The organism is Rhizobium sp. P1_C7, assembly GCF_056406295.1.
Genome location: NZ_JBFUAL010000026.1, coordinates 33,782 through 52,565 on the forward strand (window position 1 = coordinate 33,782; position 18,784 = coordinate 52,565).

At 59.1% G+C, this 18,784-nt stretch carries 20 protein-coding genes and 4 pseudogenes; 17 read left to right on the plus strand and 7 right to left on the minus strand.

What is annotated here, in order from left to right; translation table 11 throughout:
- The 10 genes and pseudogenes from AC1D2R_RS27770 (at position 1) to AC1D2R_RS27815 (ending at position 10,002) form a co-directional block, all read left to right on the plus strand.
- Positions 1 to 1,080: an ABC transporter ATP-binding protein gene (locus AC1D2R_RS27770; protein WP_477972475.1), complete on the plus strand. Its 1,080-nt coding sequence runs from the start codon at positions 1 to 3 to the stop codon at positions 1,078 to 1,080.
- 81 nt (positions 1,081 to 1,161) lie between these two features.
- On the plus strand, positions 1,162 to 2,604 hold the full coding sequence (locus AC1D2R_RS27775; RefSeq protein WP_477972477.1) for an extracellular solute-binding protein: 1,443 nt from the start codon (positions 1,162 to 1,164) through the stop codon (positions 2,602 to 2,604).
- Between the two features lie 58 nt (positions 2,605 to 2,662).
- Positions 2,663 to 3,598, plus strand: a complete 936-nt coding sequence (locus tag AC1D2R_RS27780; RefSeq protein ID WP_477972479.1) for a carbohydrate ABC transporter permease — start codon at positions 2,663 to 2,665, stop codon at positions 3,596 to 3,598.
- Complete coding sequence (locus AC1D2R_RS27785; RefSeq protein WP_477972481.1) at positions 3,595 to 4,494, plus strand: carbohydrate ABC transporter permease; 900 nt, start codon at positions 3,595 to 3,597, stop codon at positions 4,492 to 4,494. Before AC1D2R_RS27780 ends, AC1D2R_RS27785 begins: the two co-directional genes overlap by 4 nt.
- A gap of 39 nt (positions 4,495 to 4,533) precedes the next feature.
- Positions 4,534 to 5,631, plus strand: a complete 1,098-nt coding sequence (locus tag AC1D2R_RS27790; RefSeq protein WP_477972483.1) for a sugar phosphate isomerase/epimerase family protein — start codon at positions 4,534 to 4,536, stop codon at positions 5,629 to 5,631.
- Positions 5,632 to 5,645: 14 nt separating this feature from the next.
- A complete protein-coding gene (locus AC1D2R_RS27795) occupies positions 5,646 to 6,527 on the plus strand; it encodes a MurR/RpiR family transcriptional regulator (RefSeq protein ID WP_477972485.1) in 882 nt (293 codons plus the stop codon).
- 116 nt (positions 6,528 to 6,643) lie between these two features.
- A complete protein-coding gene (locus tag AC1D2R_RS27800; RefSeq protein ID WP_477972487.1) occupies positions 6,644 to 7,237 on the plus strand; it encodes a hypothetical protein in 594 nt (197 codons plus the stop codon).
- Between the two features lie 116 nt (positions 7,238 to 7,353).
- Complete coding sequence (locus AC1D2R_RS27805; protein WP_477972529.1) at positions 7,354 to 7,536, plus strand: DNA/RNA helicase domain-containing protein; 183 nt, start codon at positions 7,354 to 7,356, stop codon at positions 7,534 to 7,536.
- A 427-nt stretch (positions 7,537 to 7,963) separates the two neighbouring features.
- A pseudogene (locus AC1D2R_RS27810) lies at positions 7,964 to 9,640 on the plus strand (cache domain-containing protein).
- 8 nt (positions 9,641 to 9,648) lie between these two features.
- Positions 9,649 to 10,002, plus strand: coding sequence for a response regulator (locus tag AC1D2R_RS27815; protein ID WP_477972531.1), 354 nt, complete (start codon positions 9,649 to 9,651; stop codon positions 10,000 to 10,002).
- Positions 10,003 to 10,690: 688 nt separating this feature from the next.
- Here AC1D2R_RS27815 and AC1D2R_RS27820 read toward each other — a convergent pair.
- Entirely contained in the window at positions 10,691 to 10,852 is a 162-nt protein-coding gene (locus tag AC1D2R_RS27820; protein WP_477972489.1) for a hypothetical protein, read from the minus strand.
- 1,103 nt (positions 10,853 to 11,955) lie between these two features.
- On the opposite strand from AC1D2R_RS27820, the gene AC1D2R_RS27825 reads away from it, so the two are divergent.
- Together AC1D2R_RS27825 and AC1D2R_RS27830 are read left to right on the plus strand one after the other, a co-directional pair.
- Positions 11,956 to 12,159: a hypothetical protein gene (locus AC1D2R_RS27825; RefSeq protein ID WP_477972491.1), complete on the plus strand. Its 204-nt coding sequence runs from the start codon at positions 11,956 to 11,958 to the stop codon at positions 12,157 to 12,159.
- On the plus strand, positions 12,156 to 12,353 hold the full coding sequence (locus AC1D2R_RS27830; protein ID WP_477972493.1) for a hypothetical protein: 198 nt from the start codon (positions 12,156 to 12,158) through the stop codon (positions 12,351 to 12,353). The genes AC1D2R_RS27825 and AC1D2R_RS27830 overlap by 4 nt, the downstream gene beginning before the upstream one ends.
- 792 nt (positions 12,354 to 13,145) lie before the next feature.
- Here the strand turns inward: AC1D2R_RS27830 and AC1D2R_RS27835 are convergent.
- Both AC1D2R_RS27835 and AC1D2R_RS27840 read right to left on the minus strand, forming a co-directional pair.
- Positions 13,146 to 13,568, minus strand: coding sequence for a PIN domain-containing protein (locus tag AC1D2R_RS27835; RefSeq protein ID WP_477972495.1), 423 nt, complete (start codon positions 13,566 to 13,568; stop codon positions 13,146 to 13,148).
- A complete protein-coding gene (locus tag AC1D2R_RS27840; protein WP_477972497.1) occupies positions 13,565 to 13,819 on the minus strand; it encodes a type II toxin-antitoxin system Phd/YefM family antitoxin in 255 nt (84 codons plus the stop codon). Before AC1D2R_RS27840 ends, AC1D2R_RS27835 begins: the two co-directional genes overlap by 4 nt.
- A 436-nt stretch (positions 13,820 to 14,255) precedes the next feature.
- Here AC1D2R_RS27840 and AC1D2R_RS27845 point away from each other — a divergent pair.
- Positions 14,256 to 14,432: pseudogene (locus AC1D2R_RS27845) on the plus strand (LysR substrate-binding domain-containing protein); the annotation flags it as partial.
- A gap of 144 nt (positions 14,433 to 14,576) precedes the next feature.
- On the opposite strand, the gene AC1D2R_RS27850 reads toward AC1D2R_RS27845, so the two are convergent.
- Positions 14,577 to 14,816: a helix-turn-helix domain-containing protein gene (locus AC1D2R_RS27850; RefSeq protein WP_477972499.1), complete on the minus strand. Its 240-nt coding sequence runs from the start codon at positions 14,814 to 14,816 to the stop codon at positions 14,577 to 14,579.
- 288 nt (positions 14,817 to 15,104) lie between these two features.
- Here AC1D2R_RS27850 and AC1D2R_RS27855 point away from each other — a divergent pair, with 288 nt between their 5' ends.
- From AC1D2R_RS27855 to AC1D2R_RS27865, 3 genes and pseudogenes are all read left to right on the plus strand, one after another.
- Positions 15,105 to 15,578: an Hsp20 family protein gene (locus AC1D2R_RS27855; protein ID WP_477972501.1), complete on the plus strand. Its 474-nt coding sequence runs from the start codon at positions 15,105 to 15,107 to the stop codon at positions 15,576 to 15,578.
- Between the two features lie 78 nt (positions 15,579 to 15,656).
- On the plus strand, positions 15,657 to 15,947 hold the full coding sequence (locus tag AC1D2R_RS27860; RefSeq protein WP_477972503.1) for a DUF982 domain-containing protein: 291 nt from the start codon (positions 15,657 to 15,659) through the stop codon (positions 15,945 to 15,947).
- Positions 15,948 to 16,312: 365 nt separating this feature from the next.
- A pseudogene (locus AC1D2R_RS27865) lies at positions 16,313 to 16,543 on the plus strand (SDR family oxidoreductase); the annotation flags it as partial.
- Between the two features lie 102 nt (positions 16,544 to 16,645).
- On the opposite strand, the pseudogene AC1D2R_RS27870 reads toward AC1D2R_RS27865, so the two are convergent.
- The 3 genes and pseudogenes from AC1D2R_RS27870 to ypfJ form a co-directional block, all read right to left on the minus strand.
- Positions 16,646 to 16,997: pseudogene (locus AC1D2R_RS27870) on the minus strand (DUF421 domain-containing protein).
- A gap of 8 nt (positions 16,998 to 17,005) precedes the next feature.
- Positions 17,006 to 17,428: a hypothetical protein gene (locus tag AC1D2R_RS27875; protein WP_477972505.1), complete on the minus strand. Its 423-nt coding sequence runs from the start codon at positions 17,426 to 17,428 to the stop codon at positions 17,006 to 17,008.
- Positions 17,429 to 17,523: 95 nt separating this feature from the next.
- A complete protein-coding gene (gene ypfJ / locus AC1D2R_RS27880) occupies positions 17,524 to 18,444 on the minus strand; it encodes a KPN_02809 family neutral zinc metallopeptidase (RefSeq protein ID WP_477972506.1) in 921 nt (306 codons plus the stop codon).
- A gap of 174 nt (positions 18,445 to 18,618) precedes the next feature.
- Between ypfJ and AC1D2R_RS27885 the strand changes: the two genes are divergently transcribed.
- Positions 18,619 to 18,777: a hypothetical protein gene (locus AC1D2R_RS27885; protein ID WP_477972508.1), complete on the plus strand. Its 159-nt coding sequence runs from the start codon at positions 18,619 to 18,621 to the stop codon at positions 18,775 to 18,777.
- Positions 18,778 to 18,784 lie beyond the last annotated feature (7 nt).

Below are 18,784 nucleotides of genomic sequence, written 5' to 3' on the forward strand. Positions count from 1 at the left end.
ATGGCCAGCCTTGAGCTTCACGGTGTCGTAAAGGACTTCGCACAGCAAAGGATATTGAAGGGCATCAACTTCAAGATTCGTGATGGCGAATTTCTAAGCCTCGTTGGCCCTTCGGGTTGTGGAAAATCCACGCTTCTCAGGATGATCGCGGGCCTCGACACGATCACCGACGGTGAAATCGAAATCGGTGGAACGGTCGTCAATGGGCTCGCTGCCAAGGATCGGGATATTGCGATGGTGTTCCAGAACTACGCGCTTTATCCGCATATGACGGTTCGCGAAAACATGGCATTTGCCCTGGAAATGCGCGGCGAGGACAAGGCGACGATCGGCGATCGTGTTCGCGAGGCGTCACGCATCCTAGGGCTCGAGCATCTTCTCGAACGGCTTCCCCGCCAGCTTTCCGGCGGGCAGCAACAGCGCGTTGCCATGGGTCGGGCAATCGTGCGGCAGCCTAAGGTTTTCCTCTTTGACGAGCCACTCAGCAACCTCGATGCGCAGCTTCGCGTACAGATGCGCACCGAGATCAAGGATCTTCACGCTCGCCTCGGGGTCACGACGATTTACGTGACGCATGACCAGATCGAGGCAATGACGATGGCGGATCGCATCGTGCTGATGCGTCAGGGGCTGGTCGAGCAGATCGGGCCACCGCTAGAGCTCTACGATCGGCCGAACAATACTTTCGTCGCGACGTTCATCGGTTCACCGTCCATGAATCTCCTGGATGGAGAGATCGTGTGCGGCGACATCACGCGCTTCAAACTGGCCGACGGCCAGGTTCTTGACATATCGGACTACGGGGCCGCGCTGAAAGCGGGTGCGGTACGGCTGGGCATTCGCCCCGAGCATATTGCGATCGACGGTAACGGGGTGAAGGCAATTGCGGTTGTGGTCGAGCCAACCGGTTCGGAAACCCATGTCACTGTCGAACTCGCCGGCCAGCGTCTGGCACTGATCGTCCAGGATCGCCTCGCAATCCGCAGAGGCGAGCAGGTGAGATTGTCGATGCCAGTGTCCAGGTGCCACCTCTTCGATGCAAGCACACAGGCCCGCATCGATCGTCAACCAATGCATTGAGCGGTCTTTCCACGACAGGGCCGGTCCCTGTCGTAGTCTGCGAAATTCGAAATTGCCACTCCAAGCCATCAGGAAAACACCATGACATCCTCCGAGACGCCAAACTTCAAGACAGTGCTTACCCGTCGTCGCCTGCTGCAGGGCGCCGCCCAGATATCCGCGGGCATGGCGATGGTTCCGTTCATGGGAGCCGTATCGGCAACCGCCGGCCCCGGCAGCAATCCCGGGAAATACAAGCTCGATCTCGGCGGTTATATCGGCCCGGAACTAACCGAGGAGACGGTGCAGCTGCGTTTTATGCACCAGGACTATCCGCCGGCCGTCAACGACTTTCTGGGGACGCTCTACAAGAAGTTCAATGCAGCCTATCCTAATATCACCATCGCGGAGGAGCGGGTGCCGTATGGCGACCTGCCGACCAAGGCGCAGGTTTATATCTCTTCCGGCGACGCACCCGACCTGATGATGGGCCGCAGCGATTTCGCGGCAGCGTATGGTGCGGGCGAAATCGCTGCGCCGCTGCAGACATTCTTTTCACAGGATTTCCTGGCCGACATGTCCGCGCCATTGCGTGACTCGGCGACGATCGAAGGCAATCTCGTGTGCATGCCCTGGGAGACCAACCCGGTGCTCATGTACTTCAACCGGGATATTTTCAAAAAGTACGGTGTCCAGACGCCGCCTGAAGTTATCGATGTCAAGGACGGCTGGACAATCGAGCAGTTCGAGGCGGCTCTTGCGGAGCTGACGCAGAAGATCAGGGCGGCTGGTGACAACCAGACCTATGCCCTTGCATCCTCGACTTACGGCAATGGCGGGCCGGGCTCCAACTACACGCAGATGGAAAGCATGTGGATCCGGATGATGGGCGACAGCAAGGCCGATCCGTCGACCAGTAGCTACAGGACCTTCGCCGGTGTCTCCAACGACGGGCTGTCGGTCACCGGTTATATCGATACGCCCGAGGCCGTTGCGGGCATGAAACGCTACCAGTCGTTCTTCCAGAACGGCTTTGCGCCGACAGGCAATGTCGCCAACCAGTTCCTCGGCGGTGCCGCGGCCATCGATTTCGGTTCGATGATCGTCACCTCCTATCTTCGCGCGCATCCCGAAGCTTTCAACTGGGGCGCGTCGCCGGTGCCGCACGGAACCATCTATTACACCTCGTCGGTCTCTGACGCTCCCTTCGTCTGGTCGGGTTCCAGCCACCAGAACGAGACCGCCGCCTTCTTGGCTTTCATGTGCAACGACGAAAACCGGACGGAATTCCACAAGCTGTGGGGCTCCATGCCCGTACGAGCCTCGTTGATTTCCGCATCGCCTCTCTATCAGAGCGCACAGCCGAACAAGCTTGCTGTCTCGACGGCAGCAGCGAGTTTCGGCCCGCCGAAGACGGTCGGCTGGTTCGACTATTTCAATGCCATCAACCCCGCAGTGAAGGATATTGCCCTCGGGGCCGATCCGGAAAAACGCATTCACGAGGCCGCAGCCCAGATCGACGATTTGCTGTCCAAATACAAGTAATCCCCAGTCGCCGTGCGCGCAGGCGTGCGGCGATCCATTTTTGAACCGAGGTGACGACATGCGCCAGGTGAAACTGAAAATAATGCTGTGGCAGTTGACGGGGGCCGGCGATCCCACCCGCCGGGGAGAACCGCTGTTTGGGATCGCCATGATCGTCCCGGCGGTGTGCGGTCTTGCTGTTTTTCAGTTTCTGCCGCTGTTGTCGGCGGCAGTCAGCAGCGTCCGCCGGTTTAACCCCTTTACCAAACGCGCGACCGGGTGGGCGGGCATCGACAATTTTGCCGCCGTGCTCTCCGATCCCAGCTTCCAGTCTGCACTGTTTGTGACGCTGGTCTATGTCATCCTCAGCCTGCTGATCATGCTGCCGCTGTCGCTAGGTCTTGCGTTGCTGCTTGACCGCCGCGTTCCAGGAACATTTCTGGCACGCGCGGCGGTGCTCGGAGCGCTCGCAGCCTCGGAATCCGTCAGTGCTCTGATCTGGAACCAGATGTACCTGCCGAACAATGGGCTGTTTTCAGCGATCCTCAATGCGATTGGATTGTCCGGGCAGCCCTTTCTCACCAGCGCCTGGCAAAGCATTCCCTCGATCATCGCGATTTCCGCCTGGAAAGATATTGGGTTGCCGATGCTTATCTTCCTGGGCGGATTGCAGGCCATACCACCGCATCTCTACGAGGCCGCCGACATCGATGGCGCCTCGGCCTGGCCGGTCGTTCGACGCATAACCCTCCCGATGCTGCGACCGAGCGTCATCCTTGCAGCTTTCATGATCACCGTCGGTGCGGTCAGGTTGTTCACGCCGATCTATCTACTGACCGAGGGAGGCCCGAACGGCGCGACGACGAATGTCGCCTACTTTGCCTATGTGCAGAATTTTCACTTCAGTTCGCCCGGTCATGCATCCGCGAGCGTCATCATCATGCTCCTGGCCCTGGCGGTGATCGGAGGCGTTCAGCTCATCCCCCTCGGGAGCAAAAGGAGGATGGCATCGTGACAACTGTCGAGCGCCTCGACGGCGAAGACGCGGGCAGGTCCATTGTGAAAGTGTCCCGGAAAGGCATCGAGCGCTCCTCAAGGCTGGCGATCATCGTGACCCTTGTCGTCGCCGTGATCTATGCATTTCCGATCGTCTGGGCCGCGCTGTCTTCCTTTAAGTCCACGGCCGACGTGCTGGCGCTACGCTATCCGTTGACCTGGAAGACTTTCGTCCCCGAGCGCTGGACGCTCGAGAATTACGTGATGCTTTTCACGTCCTTCAATTTCCAGCGCAGCCTTTACAATACGGCAGTTGCCAGCTGCGGCCAGGTCGTGCTTGCCGTCATCACGTCAACGCTTGCCGGCTACGCGTTTGCCCGTCTGCGCTTCCCCGGGCGCGATACGCTGTTCGGTGTGCTGCTGCTGACCTCCTTCATCCCGTTGGAAGTCATTCTGGTGCCGCTCTACAACGTAGTGTCCGGCCTCAGGCTGGCATCCACCTATCCGGGATTGTTCCTGCCATTTTCGTGCAGCCCTTTCGGGATCTATCTGATGCGGCAGAGTTTCCGCTCGATCCCGACGGCGCTCGACGATGCCGCGCGCGTCGACGGTGCCAGCACCTGGAAGATATTCTGGCGCATTGCGCTTCCGAATGTGAAGCCTGCGCTCGCGACACTGGTGCTGATCCAATTCATCTGGTCATGGAACAATTATCTCTGGCCACTCGTCATAATGCAGAAGCCGGAGATGCAGATTGCCCAGGTCGCGCTCACCGGCCTGAATGACAGCCAGAACTATCCGCTTGACGGACCGCTTTTCGCTGCGGTGAGCGTCGTAACGCTTCCGCTGGTCCTCCTCGCCATTACACTCCAGCGCTACTATGTGCGCGGCCTGATGACCGCTGGTATCCGTTGATACAGTTGCAACCATCGATGAAAACAAAGGAGACCGAAGGTGCGTGTCGGTACTGATGGCCTGAAACTTCCAGAAGCCGCACAACGCGGTCCGATTGGCGCCCTCGAACTGGCGCACGACCTTGGCGCGGACGGACTGTTTTTCCGCTCGATACTGGATCTGTCGCCAAGCCTCGATCGCGGCGCTCTGCGCGCCGTGCGCCAGCGCGCAGATGAGCTCGGCATGTATCTCGAAGCAGGCGTCGGCAAGACCAATCCCTTTGCCATGCCGGAGGCGCCTGAACTTCGCGCCATTGGCGACGGCGACGTCCTGCTTGGATTTCGCCGCATGATGGAGAGCGCCGCCGGGATTAGCATCTTCGAACTGTGGTCGGCGACGGCCAATCTCAAGCCGCATTTTTTCGGGCGTATGGCTTATGACCGGTTTCGTACCGATGTCGACTGGGCCGATCAACTCGCGGCAACTGAAAAATTTCTGAAGAAACTTGCGCCGATTGCGCGCGATCTTGGTATCCATATTAACCTTGAAACGCATGAGGAGATCACGTCCTTCGAACTCGTGCGCCTGGTTGAAGCGGTCGGCCCTGACGTCACGGGTGTCGTGTTTGACACGCAGAATGTTCTGCAGCGCATTGAACATCCGGCCTGGGCCGCGAGACGCCTGGCGCCGTATGTCCGGCAGACACATTTAAAGGACGGTGTCGCAGCTTACGGGCAGGGAGGGCTTGTCTCGCAGGTTCGCGACTTCGGGACCGGCATGATCGATTTTGCCGAGATCATCCCCATACTTGCGGCGGAAAATCCTCTGCTCAACTTCTCGCTCGAAAACCAGGACATGCGGGACGGCCCTCTCATCGTCCATCCCGTGATCGAAATCGACGACGCTGACTTCTTGGCAGGTCATCCCGACCTGAGCGAGGAAGAGCGGCAGGCGTTCATCGAACTGGTGCGGTCCTTCGAAGCGCTGATCTCCAAGGGCCAACGGCCCAGTATCGAAGAGTTCGCACATGGACCTTTCAACTTTGAAACTGTCTGCGCCAATATTCGCAGCGGGCTTTCGCTTGTGCGACATATCCTCGTGGACGCTGGTTTATCGCCTGTGATAACGCCGCTCGACGAACACGTTGCGCGCGGTTGAGGTGGGACTTAGATTTGGCACACGACAACCTGGAAATCGCAAGGGATCTTGCCGTGCAGCGTGATAAATCCTTCCTCGCTCGGATCCGGGAGGCGTTGCCAGGCATGCACCGTGCCGAACGTAGATTGGGCGAGATGCTTTGCGATTTCCCGGGGGAACTGGCCAGCTATTCCGCAGCGGAGCTTGCGGCTCTGTCCGGCGTCTCCACCGCGACAGTCTCCCGCTTTGTCCGTAAGCTCGGCTACGCCTCCTATGAGGAAGCGAGGGTAAAAGCCCGCGAGGAGCGAGAGATCGGATCTCGCCTCTATCTCGTCACGCCGGAAAGTTCAGAACCCGACCGCCGGTTCCTTGATGTCCACTTCGAGCATTATGCACGTAGTCTGGAGACTACCGCGTCCGGGATCGACGACGAGACGATCGATTCCATTGTGGAAACGATTTTGGCGGCCCGCCGGGTCTGGACGATAGGCTTTCGAGCCAGCCACTCGTTCGCCACATACATGCGCTGGCAACTGCTGCAGGTCCTTGAATTCGTCGATGCGATACCGGGTGGTGGACAGACGATGGGAGAACATATCGTCAGCTTCGCCGATGCCGACGTGGCCATCGTGTATGGTTTGCGGCGTCGGGTTGCAGAGACCGATGCGATCTTGGACGAGATTGCCCGCAAAGGTACTAAAATCGTCTACATTACGGATGAGGGAGCGCCGCTGCGTTCGGACGCGACCTGGCATTTGCGCTGCTCGACATCCTCGCCTGGCCCTCTCTTCAACCATGTGCCGGTCATGGCCCTCAGCCATCTATTGGTCGATCAGGTTATTTCGCGGGCGGCTTCGAGAGGGCGGCTTCGCCTGCGTGAGATTGAGACAATCCACGATGCGCTGAATGAGGTTTAGACAATATAACCAATATGTGCGGTGTAGGACCTGCGGTACTACCAACAGGCACATAACCTGTTGGTTGTGCGTGGCTTCCCTTGAAACATAAGAGGCCATGCGGCAGATGAAGCCGCATGAAAAAAGCATATTATCGAGCAGGAATCCCCGCGTTTTGCCGGGCGGAACCGTCATTCATCATTGATGAGCTAACCTTGGCGCACGGTTTTGTACTGGAACACTTACAGCGCCAAGCCTGGATCGACCAAATCGCGCTCCTTCAAACCGTCCTCGCGAAGTTCACTTCAGGGCATATCCTGTTCGAATTTGTCATCCCCCGGATGGGCAAACGCGCCGATGTGATCCTGATCCTCCCGACTGTTGTGGTTGTAATTGAATTCAAAGTCGGTGCGCGCGAATTCCTGCGGCCCGATATCGACCAAGCCCACGACTACGCCTTGGACCTCAAGAACTTCCACAAGGGCAGTCACGACCTCCCCATCATACCCATTCTTTGCGCGACGGGCGCAGAGCGCTCACGCGCTGCTGATCTCCAGTGGAGCGCCGATGACGTCGCGCAGCCTGTTCTGATCGGCGCAAACGACCTCGCAGGCACGCTGGCGCTAATCGCGGACACCCAAACGAACGCCGCGGTGGATTTTGAGGCTTGGTTCGAAGCTGGATACAAGCCCACCCCCACGATCGTTGAAGCCGCGCAGGCATTGTTTTAGCAGCACGGCGTCGAAAACATCACCCGTTCTGCCGCCGGCGCTCGCAACCTCACGGCAACTACCGCCGCGCTTGAAAAAGTCATTGAGGATGCCAAGCTTGGTTATCACAAGTCGATCTGCTTTGTCACCGGCGTCCCCGGCGCCGGGACTTTCTGCGTAACGCCTACCGGGTGATCATGACCAGAGCCCGCCAGGGCATGGTGATCTTCGTGCCGAAGGGAGATGAGCGCGATCTAACGAGGCCGCCATCTTTTTACGATGAGACCTTTGAATTTCTAAAGCAGTGCGGTCTTTCGTAGATGCGGTCATCCGGGGTCGTTTGCATAACGGCTGCGCGTCGAGATCACCATTCATAAGCTGTCATTCTACCCGCCTCAGCTCAGTCGTTTCCGGCGGGTGCGATATGGTGATCGCAGGTTCAATCTGCCCAGGACGAAGCGGTGTTCACATGAACCTTGGGGTGACATCGGGCGGGGTTTGGCGCGGGCCTTCTGCCGAGATAATTTGTCCGGTTTGCCTCAACGCCGCTGGCTGGAGGTCCCTTCGCGGCTCGGCATGCCCTTCAGCGACGACTGCACGAAACCCGACGTTTATGTCAGTGTGAGCCAATTTCATTCTCCCACGGTTGAGGTTGCGACTGAAAGTCTGCCACCGCTGTGCCAAGTGGCATCCGGATGACAAATCATCTTCCGCCATGCTACGAAAATGCCAACGAGGGGGGATCGGATGAGGCTCAAACTTGTCGCCGTGGCTGTTGCCGCGCTCGCTCCCGTCGTCGCGATGCTCGGCTATAACGAGTTCGCGATGCGGAGCCAGCGCAACGAAGAGGTGCGCGCACAGGCAGCGCAGGCGGCGCGCCAGGCCTCCTCGGAGGTCGAGCGGATTGTCGAGGGACTTCATTCGCTGTTGATCTCCGTCCGGTCCATGCCGGCCGTACGGGAGCTCGACGCGGCGGTCTGCAGCGAATCCCTTCGATCCGTGGCGTCCAGCGTGCCGAACATACGCATGATCTTCGTCGTCGACCTTGAGGGCAGGCCCGTCTGCGGCAGCGTCGAAACGCCGGTGGGTGTCACCTTTGGGGACCGCGACTACTTCCAGGCCGCAATCGGAGGCGAGGACTTCGTGGTCGGCACCTACACAAAGAGCCGGATGTCGGACAGTCCCGTGCTGCCGGTCGCAATGCCGGTCATCGTCGACGGTAAGGCGAAGGCGGTCGTCGTCAGCGGTGTCAAGCTCGACTGGCTCCAAAACCGCATCGCCTAGCGCGGTGTCGCTCCCGGCAACGCCGTGACGATCGCCGACAGCGGCGGCACCATTCTGGCCCGCGTGCCCCTTCCGGAACGCTTCGTTGGAACCGTCATCCCGGACGATTTTCAGAGACTCATCCACGCCGACCAGCCGGGCGTGCTGGAGGTCACAAGTCAGGACGGAACCGACCGGGTTCTCGGTTATCGGCCGATTGCTCCAGGGGGCAGCCCTCTCTATGTGAGCGCCGGCTTCTCCAAGGCGGAAGCGTTTGCGCCGATCAACCGGGCGACGATCATGAACGTCGCGGCGATCGCCGGGGGCGCTCTTGTCGCCTTCCTCGCGGCGCTCTTCATCGGTAACCGCTTTCTCCTCTCGCCGATCGCGTCTATCGCAAACGTCATGGATCGCTGGCGCGCCGGCGAGCTGTCGGCCCGCACGAAAATGAAACCCTCCGACGAGGTGCATGCCGTCGGCGCTTCGCTCGACGCCCTTCTCGACGAGCTGGACTGCCGCCGGGCCCAGAACGTGCGTGCCGACGAGGAGCGCACGCTTCTGGTTCGGGAGCTGGCTCACCGCGTCAAGAACGGCTTCGCCCTCGTGCAGGCGATCGCCCGGCAGAGCTTTGCGAAAGCAGATCCCGGGGCCTACCATTCGTTTGCCGAGCGGCTTTCGTCCCTCGCATCGACCTACGACCTGCTGCTGTCCAAGGACGCCACCGCGTCGACTGTGAGAGAAGTCGTCGCTACCGCCCTGCATGCCCACTCCGGCGCGGACGGGGAACGCATCCATATCGAAGGCCCGGAGGTTGTCCTTCCCGCGGATCTGGCGCTGCCGCTTTCGCTGGTCGTCCATGAGCTGGCCACAAACGCCACGAAATACGGAAGCCTTGGGAGCGAGCTAGGGCTCGTCTCGATCGACTGGACCAAGGACGGAGATCGCGTGATCGTCACGTGGAAGGAGACAGGTGGGCCCTTGGTGTCTCCTCCCACGCGCAAAGGGTTTGGGAGCGTGCTGATCGAGCGGGCTTTCCCGTCGAAGGCGCTTGGCCGGTTCAAGTCCGACTACCGGCCAGAGGGGCTTGTGTTCGAGATCGGATTTTCTGTGGAACAAGGTGCCCAAGGTGCAGGTTTTACAGCGGTCAAGGAGATCACGTGACCGCAAGAATGACCAAAATACTTGTCGTGGAGGACGAACCGCTTCTTCTCATGATGGCGGTCGACGTGGTGGAAGAGGCCGGCTTCGAAGCCATCGAAGCCCGCGACGCGGATGAGGCGATCAGGCTCCTGGGAAGCATGGCCGACATCTCGATCCTGTGGACCGACATCGACATGCCGGGTTCCATGGACGGCCTTCGCCTTGCAGCCGCCGTCAGGGACCGCTGGCCCCCCATCGAGATTCTCATTGTTTCAGGAATGAAGAAGCCCTCCGCTGCCGAAATCCCCGACCGGTGTGTGTTTCTGGCGAAACCCTACGATAGTCGCAAAGTGACGGAAATGCTGGTCCGGATGGCGGCTTAGGCTGCCTCGGCTGGTACCTGCCGAAAGTCAGTCGAAAGATTGTTGTCTCCGGGCTTGCCTCCAACGCGCCTCCGTGCGCCTTGGCAATCTCGCTCGCGATGGAAAGTCCGAGGCCCAATTTAGGCCAGGCGTCCGTCTGCAGCCGCCCCCGCGAAAAGTTCGAACCGGCGTGCGATGGCTCGCGGCGGAATCGGCCTACCCGCATTTTCCACCGACAATTCGAGACCCGTCCCAACGGACCGGGCGGCGAGCGTTACGGGGCCGTCCGCCGGTCCCTTGGCAGACCATCCGACTGGGCGCGCTGCTCGACCGCAAGCATGTGGGCATCCATAGAAGCGGTCATCGCCGCCGATACTAGGGTCAACTGCACGAATCTGACTTGTCGATGAAGGGGCACGTGATCTTGGCAGGCTCCGCCGCCAGGCGCGCTGACGAGGCGATCGCAAAGGAACTCGCCCGCTCCATCGCGACTGCTCGTACGCCCCGCCACCTAAGGGCAGGCCAGAGGAGGGGGCTGCGCGACCCGTCCAACTCACATCGGTTGGGCGCCCTCTTTGCAGAGCTGCACGAGATCCGCTGTCGAGGCCGATGGCAGATTCATAAGCAGGTCGACGGCCTGCCAAGTTTCGCCTGCATCCGCGCGGACTCCTAGCGCGTCCGTGGCTTTCGTGCGATGCCGGAGCTGTCTTTAGAGGACACCGGTGACGACAAGAGCAACGACCAGGCTTAACATCGCGGCAACGATTGACCACAGGACGGCCTTGATGCGGGGGTTGGTTCGAATCTGCGTGGGAATGTCCGGTGAGGGCGGTTTTCCGCCTGGGGAGCGGGTATCGAGGTATCTGGCCATACTGGTCTCCTGGTTGCTCTTGTAACGTCCCATCGAGTACGCTGTTCCAAAGAAGGTCCGTCCGAAGGGGTGACGGGAACGGCACTGTTCCGGAGTTAGAGATTTCGATAGCGTCGGAGAAGTCATTCCAGCGCCCAAGCTCGGGGGAGATAAAGGTCGCGATGGCCTTAGCTCGATGCGCCTTCGGCTCAGCGACAAACTTTCGGACGACTGTGACGAGCCCGCGGCTTCCGCTCCGATAGCTTCTGGCTGCAGTCTTGACAAAAGGCTGTCATCGAGAGCTTTCGCGTCATCAAGAATGGGCGCGACCTTGCAGGCAGCGTGATAGTCAGCGGGCCGCTCCAAGTTGGTCACGGCTGTGTGCGGTCGCGAAAATCGATAGTCGGCCGCGATGCCCGGCCTGCCGCGCTGTCGAAACGCTGTGGCTGGAAATACTACCCGACGCGGGCAGATCGTCTGCGACTGTTATCGCAAGCGGAAAGATGCCAGCGACTTCGATGAGGATGGTTGCCGCCGAGTAACTCCTGAAGAGCGGCGGCGGCGTTCGGATCGGCCGCTTTGGGCGGGGGCAGTTCCGCCTGTAGTTAATCTACGCGCATGAACATGGCAGGCTCCTCGTGGTTGGTTGCAGCCCTCGAACCTCGATTTGTTACATTTGTTCCTCAAGAAGTGTGCTCGTGTGAGCGGACGGCTAAATCTGCGGATTTCGTTCCCGATTTCGCCTGTCGAGGTGTAACCGCCTGAATAGAACGCCACTTCATGATTGTCGGAAAAATCAGCGATGGCTGTCACGGCGTGGTTGCCCGGCCGAGCGGTCACGCTCCCGCGGTTTGCGTCCAGGCGATATCCGGCCAGATCGGCACTTCCGATTTCCCGACTCCTTCCTCTGAATCGAAAGCAGACGTTTCGTCTGGCGAGATCAGCTCGAGGGGAGGTAGCGAGTCGTTATCTCTAATGCGATCTCCCGAAAAGCGGGAAGCCGGACCGGGAAATCAGGCTCATCCTTGAGGAGATCCAAAAGAGTGTCCTTGTCCTCGCAAATTGCCACGCCGCCGGAACAGAGACGACCGAGCCACGTTAGCTGGGCAGGAGGACTTACGCAGATGACACTGAAATCACCCAAACCCGGTGCGCCCGGCACCACAGATCAATCGCCTCGCTGGGAAGGCGCTCAGGAAAACCGGCCTCGCGGCTACCTACCAGCAAAAGACGATCCGGACACGGCTCGCGATGCAAACGGCGAAAGCGAGGGAAACCCGGAGAAGAAGAAAATCTCCGACGCATTCAAACAAAGGGGCGAGAGATGACCCGAAATCCAAGGAATGATGCGAAAGGGCAGTTCGCGAAGTCTCAGGGAGATCGCACGGCGAGCGGAGTACCTAGTGCCAAGCCGACCGTGATAACGGGTTCGGAGGACGCGAGGGCTTATCGCACGCCCCCCGGACAAAAGCCCGTGAAGGATTGGGACGTCAATTTCGACCCAACGAGCACCCGCGAATGAAGCAACCGCTCGTAAACGCCGCGGTCGAGGTCGCGACATCGTACAAGACTGATATCGAGTAAATATCGGATTCTCGTGATCCGGAGCCTTCAACCCCGGCGAACCAGATGGTCATGGAAATTGACCCGCTCGCGAACCGCTCCGAACCCATCGCCTCGTCGTCGACGACGAGCTTCTGATCTTTATGGACACCTGCGAGATCATCCGAGACGCCGGCTATTGCGTCGTGGAGGCGACTTCGGCCGACGAGGCGTTCGCGTTCCTCCAGAAGCACAACTCTCTAGAACTTCTGGTCCTGACATTCAAACCGGAGGCTCCCTCGACGGTCTGGAGCTTTCTCAAAAGGTTGCCGACCGCGGGGCCCACATCGAGGTTATCGTCGCGTCGGGGGCGAGGGTGCCCGCCGAGGGTGAACTCCTTGGAACGCAAGCTTCGTCCCGAAGCCGTTCACCGTGGAGACTCTCCTCGAAGTGTTGCGGGAACACTTCCCAGACGGAGCGTGAGTCCGGGCTTGATCTCAATGCCCTCCTCCTGTCACAGTCGAGGAGTGCCTCCGGCTGGCTTGGGTTCGAAACCCACACGCCTTTGTCGAAGATAGGCTGTTCGTCGGCAACGCCCGCGCCGTAGCCGGAATGGACAATGAACGGGAACAAAGTTGGGATCAACTACGTGGCAGCACAAGCTCCCACTAAACCGGTCACAACCGCCATCGAGCTTTTGAGCAGCCTCGATGGCAATCCGCTTCACAGTGGTGCGTCGAGGGTTCTGCAAAGGGGGTGCCCGCGCCCGATTTCAGTCCTGCCACGGGTCGATTACGATCACGCCGGTATCATCGAAATCCTGAACATTACGGGTGACTACAGTTAAACCGTGAACAAGCGCGGTTGCGGCAATCAAAGTATCAGCCTCGTTGCGGCGGTCTGGAATATGTAAATGGGCACAACGCGTCGCTATCGCGTCATCAACTGGCAGAACTCGCTCGGCGAATTCAGGGCAAACACGGCTATCCATCCATCCCCGCAAGCGAGCGCCCTGGGAGGCGTCGCGACGCCGGATGGTCAATATCCCGCACTCAATTTCCAGTATCGTAATCGCGGAAATGAACAAGTCATTGGAATCTTGCGCACCGACCCACTTTGTCACATTGGCGTCTGCTTTACCGTCTCCAACTTTGCGCAACTCGGAAACGACGTTTGTATCCAGCAGGTATTTCAAAACAGATCAACCTCGCGGGGTGCAATTTCGGCTCTCGGTGGGTCCAATTCGATCGTCGACAAACCAGGCATTGTAAGAGCATCAAGGAGATTCCGGCGCTTGCCGGTCAGGCGCTCGAATTCGCTGTACGTAATCAACACATGGGATGGCTTCCCGCGATCTGTAATAACTACAGGTCCTCTTTTGGCAGCCTTCTTTGCCCTACTGACGTCGTGGTTCAACTCCCTGCTAGACAAACTTGTGATGATCATAGAACGCCTCCATGTAGGAACATACCTACATAAAATATTATTGACTGCGGATCAAAATCCAAGATAGCCGCTTGAGGAGATCTCACCTGCCGATCGCACAGCGCCAGCGGGGTTCGGCAGCGAAGATCAATCATTTTCATGACTTGGAATTCAAAGCACCCACTGCAGGAAATCCTGCCGTCTCGACGCGCTGCGGATAGCTCCTCAGGCGTTCCGAGCTCATGGATTAGGCCTTGCGGAAAGCCATCCGATCGACAACCCTCGCGGGCGAACCGCATTTCATGCGTCACGACGAACATGGTCATCCCTTCCTGCGACAGCATCCGCAGGGTGCCCAACACTTCACCGACCAGCTGCGGATCCCGGAGCGGATGTGACCTCGTCAACCGCAGGGCGCACCACGTGGCTCGAGGCGTCGCAGGTCGTCCATCTGCGCACACGCGTGCTGCCGGCGTTCCGGACGAAGATCGCCCGCAAGTATCCGGATGTGCGCATCCATATTTCCAGCGGCAATACCAGCGATATCATGCGCAGCCTGGAAAGCGGCCAGATCAATCTCGGCTTCATCCGACCGGTCGAAAACATCGGCTCGCTGCGGTTCTTCTCGATGGCCCAAACCGGCGACGGGACAATTGCTGCTGAGAAAGCTAAAGCCGAAGGGGTGCATCCCACCCGCCCACGCTCCGCCCTTTCAACCCGGCCCAGCCCGTCGGATCGGGGGTGACCGGCAGAGCAAGCAGGGTGCAAGTGTCGCGTTCTAACGGCCAGCAACCGTCGCAGCCCGATTCTGCTTTGACATCATCATACTGAAGATGACTACAGATAGCATCTGGCGGCGCCAAGCCGCCGTACTGAAGTTAGTCGCCTTCGTAAAGGCTCGGGTGAAATGGCTCTGATCGGCGAAGCCGCAAGCCAAGGCGATCTCGCTGATGGACATCCGGCCATCGCCAAGAAGATCCCCGGCCGCGGAGCGTGTCCTGCAGCAGGCTTGTGCCATGATATCGCAATTTAAGGCTGTCTATCCTCATCGTGTTCTCAGTCGGTCAGTCCATTGAAGCGCGGTGCTAAGCGGATCCAATTCTCACGCTTCGGCGGCATCCAAGGCGAGCTTTGACGCGTTGGCACAGCTTCGAAGGCGGTGCAAATTTTTTTCTGCCACAGATCTTGAATCATAAATTCGGCAAAACCAAATCGATTGCCGCCAGTCGCTGGTGAAGGGCTGGCATCACCGAGATGCGCCGCTTTTGGCGCTATCTACCCATGTTGCTTCAAGGAGGATATGGCTATGGCAACATCTTACGACTACGCACCTCTGTTCCGCTCGAGCGTTGGCTTTGACCGGGTCTTCAATCTTTTGGAAAACGCCCAGCGCGCCCGCTCGATCAGCGATTGGCCGCCCTATGATATCGTCAAGACCGATGACGACACTTACCGGATCTCAATTGCAGTGGCGGGCTTTGGTCAGGACGATCTCGACATCACCTTTCAATCCAACCTTCTGACCGTCACCGGCAAGAAACAGGAAGCTTCTGCCGATGGTTACCTGCATCGCGGCATTGCCGGGCGGCCGTTCGAACACCGGTTCGAACTTGCAGACCATGTCAGGGTGAACGGAGCGGATCTCAGCAACGGTCTCCTGTCGATCGAGCTCGTTCGTGAGATCCCCGAGACATTGAAGCCCCGGAAGATTTCGATCCAGAGCACGCCGGCGCTGACGTCGGCCGCTCCGGCCCAGATCGAAGCGCAAAGGGCCGGTTGACCACTAAGTTCGTTCTATTGAACCGGGGCGCCGTCGCGGCGGCGCCCGTCAACATTCCGGGTTGGGAAGGAGAGAGCGATGAAACCCGATATGTTCAGAAGACCTGTCACCATTCTTGTCGGCTTGGGCTTCCCTGCGGAAGTTCGCAGCGTCATGGACGCCTACCGACACCTTGTCGAGTGGCCGGCCTCGTCTGGAGACACGGCACACTCTATTGCCCTGAAAGCATGTCAGGCGGCGCTCCGCGGCGAGATCGAAGCGGAGACGGCGCGCGGCCTGTTCGCAGCATTCGCGGAAAAGCATGAAATTCTTGCGCCTGAAAGGCCCGCATCTCGCATGCCAAGCGAGAATGATCCCCACGTGCAATGAGGTCGTTTCATGAAAGACATCATGTTACAGCGGGTGGTCGATAGTGCGGTGGCCTTGGGGCCGACTGTTCTAGTGCGAGGCATGCAGGTTCGGCGGCCGAACGATGTGGTGAAGGCGCCATCCCTGTCGATCGATGACAAACGGACGATACTTGCCGCATGGGCATCCGATTTCTACGCGGTCGAGTCTAAACCGACGCTTCGCCAACTAGCTCAGTCGGCGGGATCAAATTATTGCGGATCGACTGCGGGTAGAGGCACGAACACTTGGACGCGAAATCATTGAATCAGACGGATCGAAGCCGATCCATGAGCTCATGGTGGCTATCGGCCTGCGTTTCCGGCTGTAGGATTGATGAGTGATGAACGATCAGGACAAACATCTACGCAATGTTCTGGCTGACGAAGGTCGCGGTCGGCGATCATCATCGCGACGTCGGAGCAGGCCTATGATCCGTCTGAAGACCTGGTCGACTACGCGATGACGAAGGCTGCCGAATGAGTTTCACGAAGTCCATCGCCAAGCAGCTCGGGCCGGAGGCATCCGGATCTCCGATCTTGACGCCTCTGCAGGTAGCCGGCGGAGCGACGATGGATGCCGATGGGCCCTCCAGTCGGTCTTGCGACAGCAATCGCGAGCTTCTTAAACAGATGAGGAGGGGGCGGCGGGTGGAGGTATGATATCGAGAAATTGGTAGGTCAGTTCTTCTTGATGATGCTGATCGCACCGCTGACCTCGAGGATCGCGAACTTGATTTCTTTGACCGACTCTATGCCTTCCTGAGTGCGGGCGGCCTCCATGACGTCCTCCCGATCCAACCGGCAGCCCCGCATGGCATTGCTGTCGTAGACGCCGTCGACGACCAGGATCGTCGGCACGCCGTCGATCACGTGGCCAGCCCGCGGCCACCATCGCTTCAAATAGGACAGTCCGATGTCGATCGTGAATAGCGTGAGGATGCGTCATTTGTGCGAGGGTCCGTCGACCCGAAAGCCGAATGATGATCAGAAGTACGAAGTAGATTGCGAGCCCGCGAACAACGGCGTCCATGGAATCTCCTAGGGCAGGATCAATGTAGAGTGCTCGGCTACGTCATCCTCGATGCCGAGTAGGAACGTGCGAAGGCCAGGCTGCTCCGTCTGTAGGCGAAACACGATCCTCGCCGAAGCGGTCGGGTCCGAGCCGAATACGTAGCCGATCCGACCATCCTTATGGATCGTTCCCTTTTGAGGTGGGTCCACTCCGTCGATCGAGAAGGCTTCCAGAAAACGCGGATCCACAAACACTGTCTGATCCCTGTCGCTGGCAGGAAGGCTCACCCAAATCTCATCAGGGGCGTTCCAGCATGAAATTGCCGGCATCTCGATGGTTCCGCCCGAGGATTTGAAGGTCTTCATCGCGAACATTCCGCTGCGGCCGAGCAGACCTAGCAGACAGGCGAGGAGGATCAACGCGAAGACGGCCCATGCTACCCGTTGCACAGCCCAGAATTTCCGTTGGAACGCGCCGTGATCCTCGACGCCTTCAGGGAGTGCGGGCCGCGAGGATAGTTTCCTGCTCTTCGCACCGCTTGCCATTAGACGGGTCCCGAAAACGCGTCGCATGACGAGAGCTGCCCGCTCTCGAATCCTCGCTTGAACCATTTTACGCGCTGAGCGGAAGTCCCATGATTGAAGCTGTCGGGAACAACGTAGCCTTGCGTCCGCTTTTGAAGCGTATCGTCGCCAATCTGCTGCGCGGCGTTCAACGCTTCTTCCAGATCGCCGGCGTCGAGAATACCTTTCTGCTGGGTATACTTCCCCCAGATCCCGGCGAAGCAGTCCGCCTGCAGCTCGACGCGGATCGACATCTTGTTGGCGTCAGCCTCGCTCATCCGCTGTCTTTCTTCATTGAATTTCGGAAGAATGCCGAGTTGATTCTGGACGTGGTGTCCGACCTCGTGGGCGACAACGTACGCCTCGGCGAAGTCGCCGCTTGCTCCGAAACGATTGCTAAGCTCGTCGAAAAACGTGGTGTCGAGATAGACCTTGTGATCCTCTGGGCAATAAAACGGACCGGATGCCGCCGAAGCCGAGCCGCACGCGGATCTCGTCTGACCGCGGAATAGAACGAGCGTCGGTTCCTCGTAGGATCTGCCCTGAGACTGGAATATGCCCTGCCAGGTATCCTCCGTCTCGGCAAGGACGGTCTTCACGAATACAGTCATCTGGTCGCCCGAGGCAGTCTGACTTCCGGTGTCCTGCCGCTCGCTCTGCCCGTAACCGGAACCGTCCATGTTCCCGCCCTCCATGACTTGCATGAGGTCGATGCCCATCGCCTTGAAAATCAAGTAGATCACGACTAGGAAAATGATAGTGCCGATACTGAGTCCGCCTCCGCGACGTCCGATGGGAAGGGTGAGCCCACCACCGCGACCGAACGGATTGCCTCCTAACCCTCCGCTTTCACCCTGGCGATCCTCGACGTTTTCCGACTGCCGTCTGCCTTGCCATTCCATAGCCCGCTCCCGTTCGTTGCTTGAAGGTAGGGCGTTAACACGCCGCGGAAGAGGTTGTTCCGGCCGGCTGGGGTGAGCCACGCGGACGATCATTGAATTCGCCGGAACTGTTTGGCGTCCCCGAAGTTTGCTGGGCGAGACCACTGAGGTCTCTCAAATGGAGGAGTACATCACATGGCATCCACTGGTACATCCCAGTCCAAGGGCGGCTCGAAGTCGAGCGGCAGAAAAAGCGCCTCGTCGGGAAAGAGCGCAAGCTCATCTGGTAAGCAAGGCGGCTCGCACGAGCAACACGTCAAGGCTGGCGAGCAGAGCCACAAGAACTCCAAGTAGGAAGCAG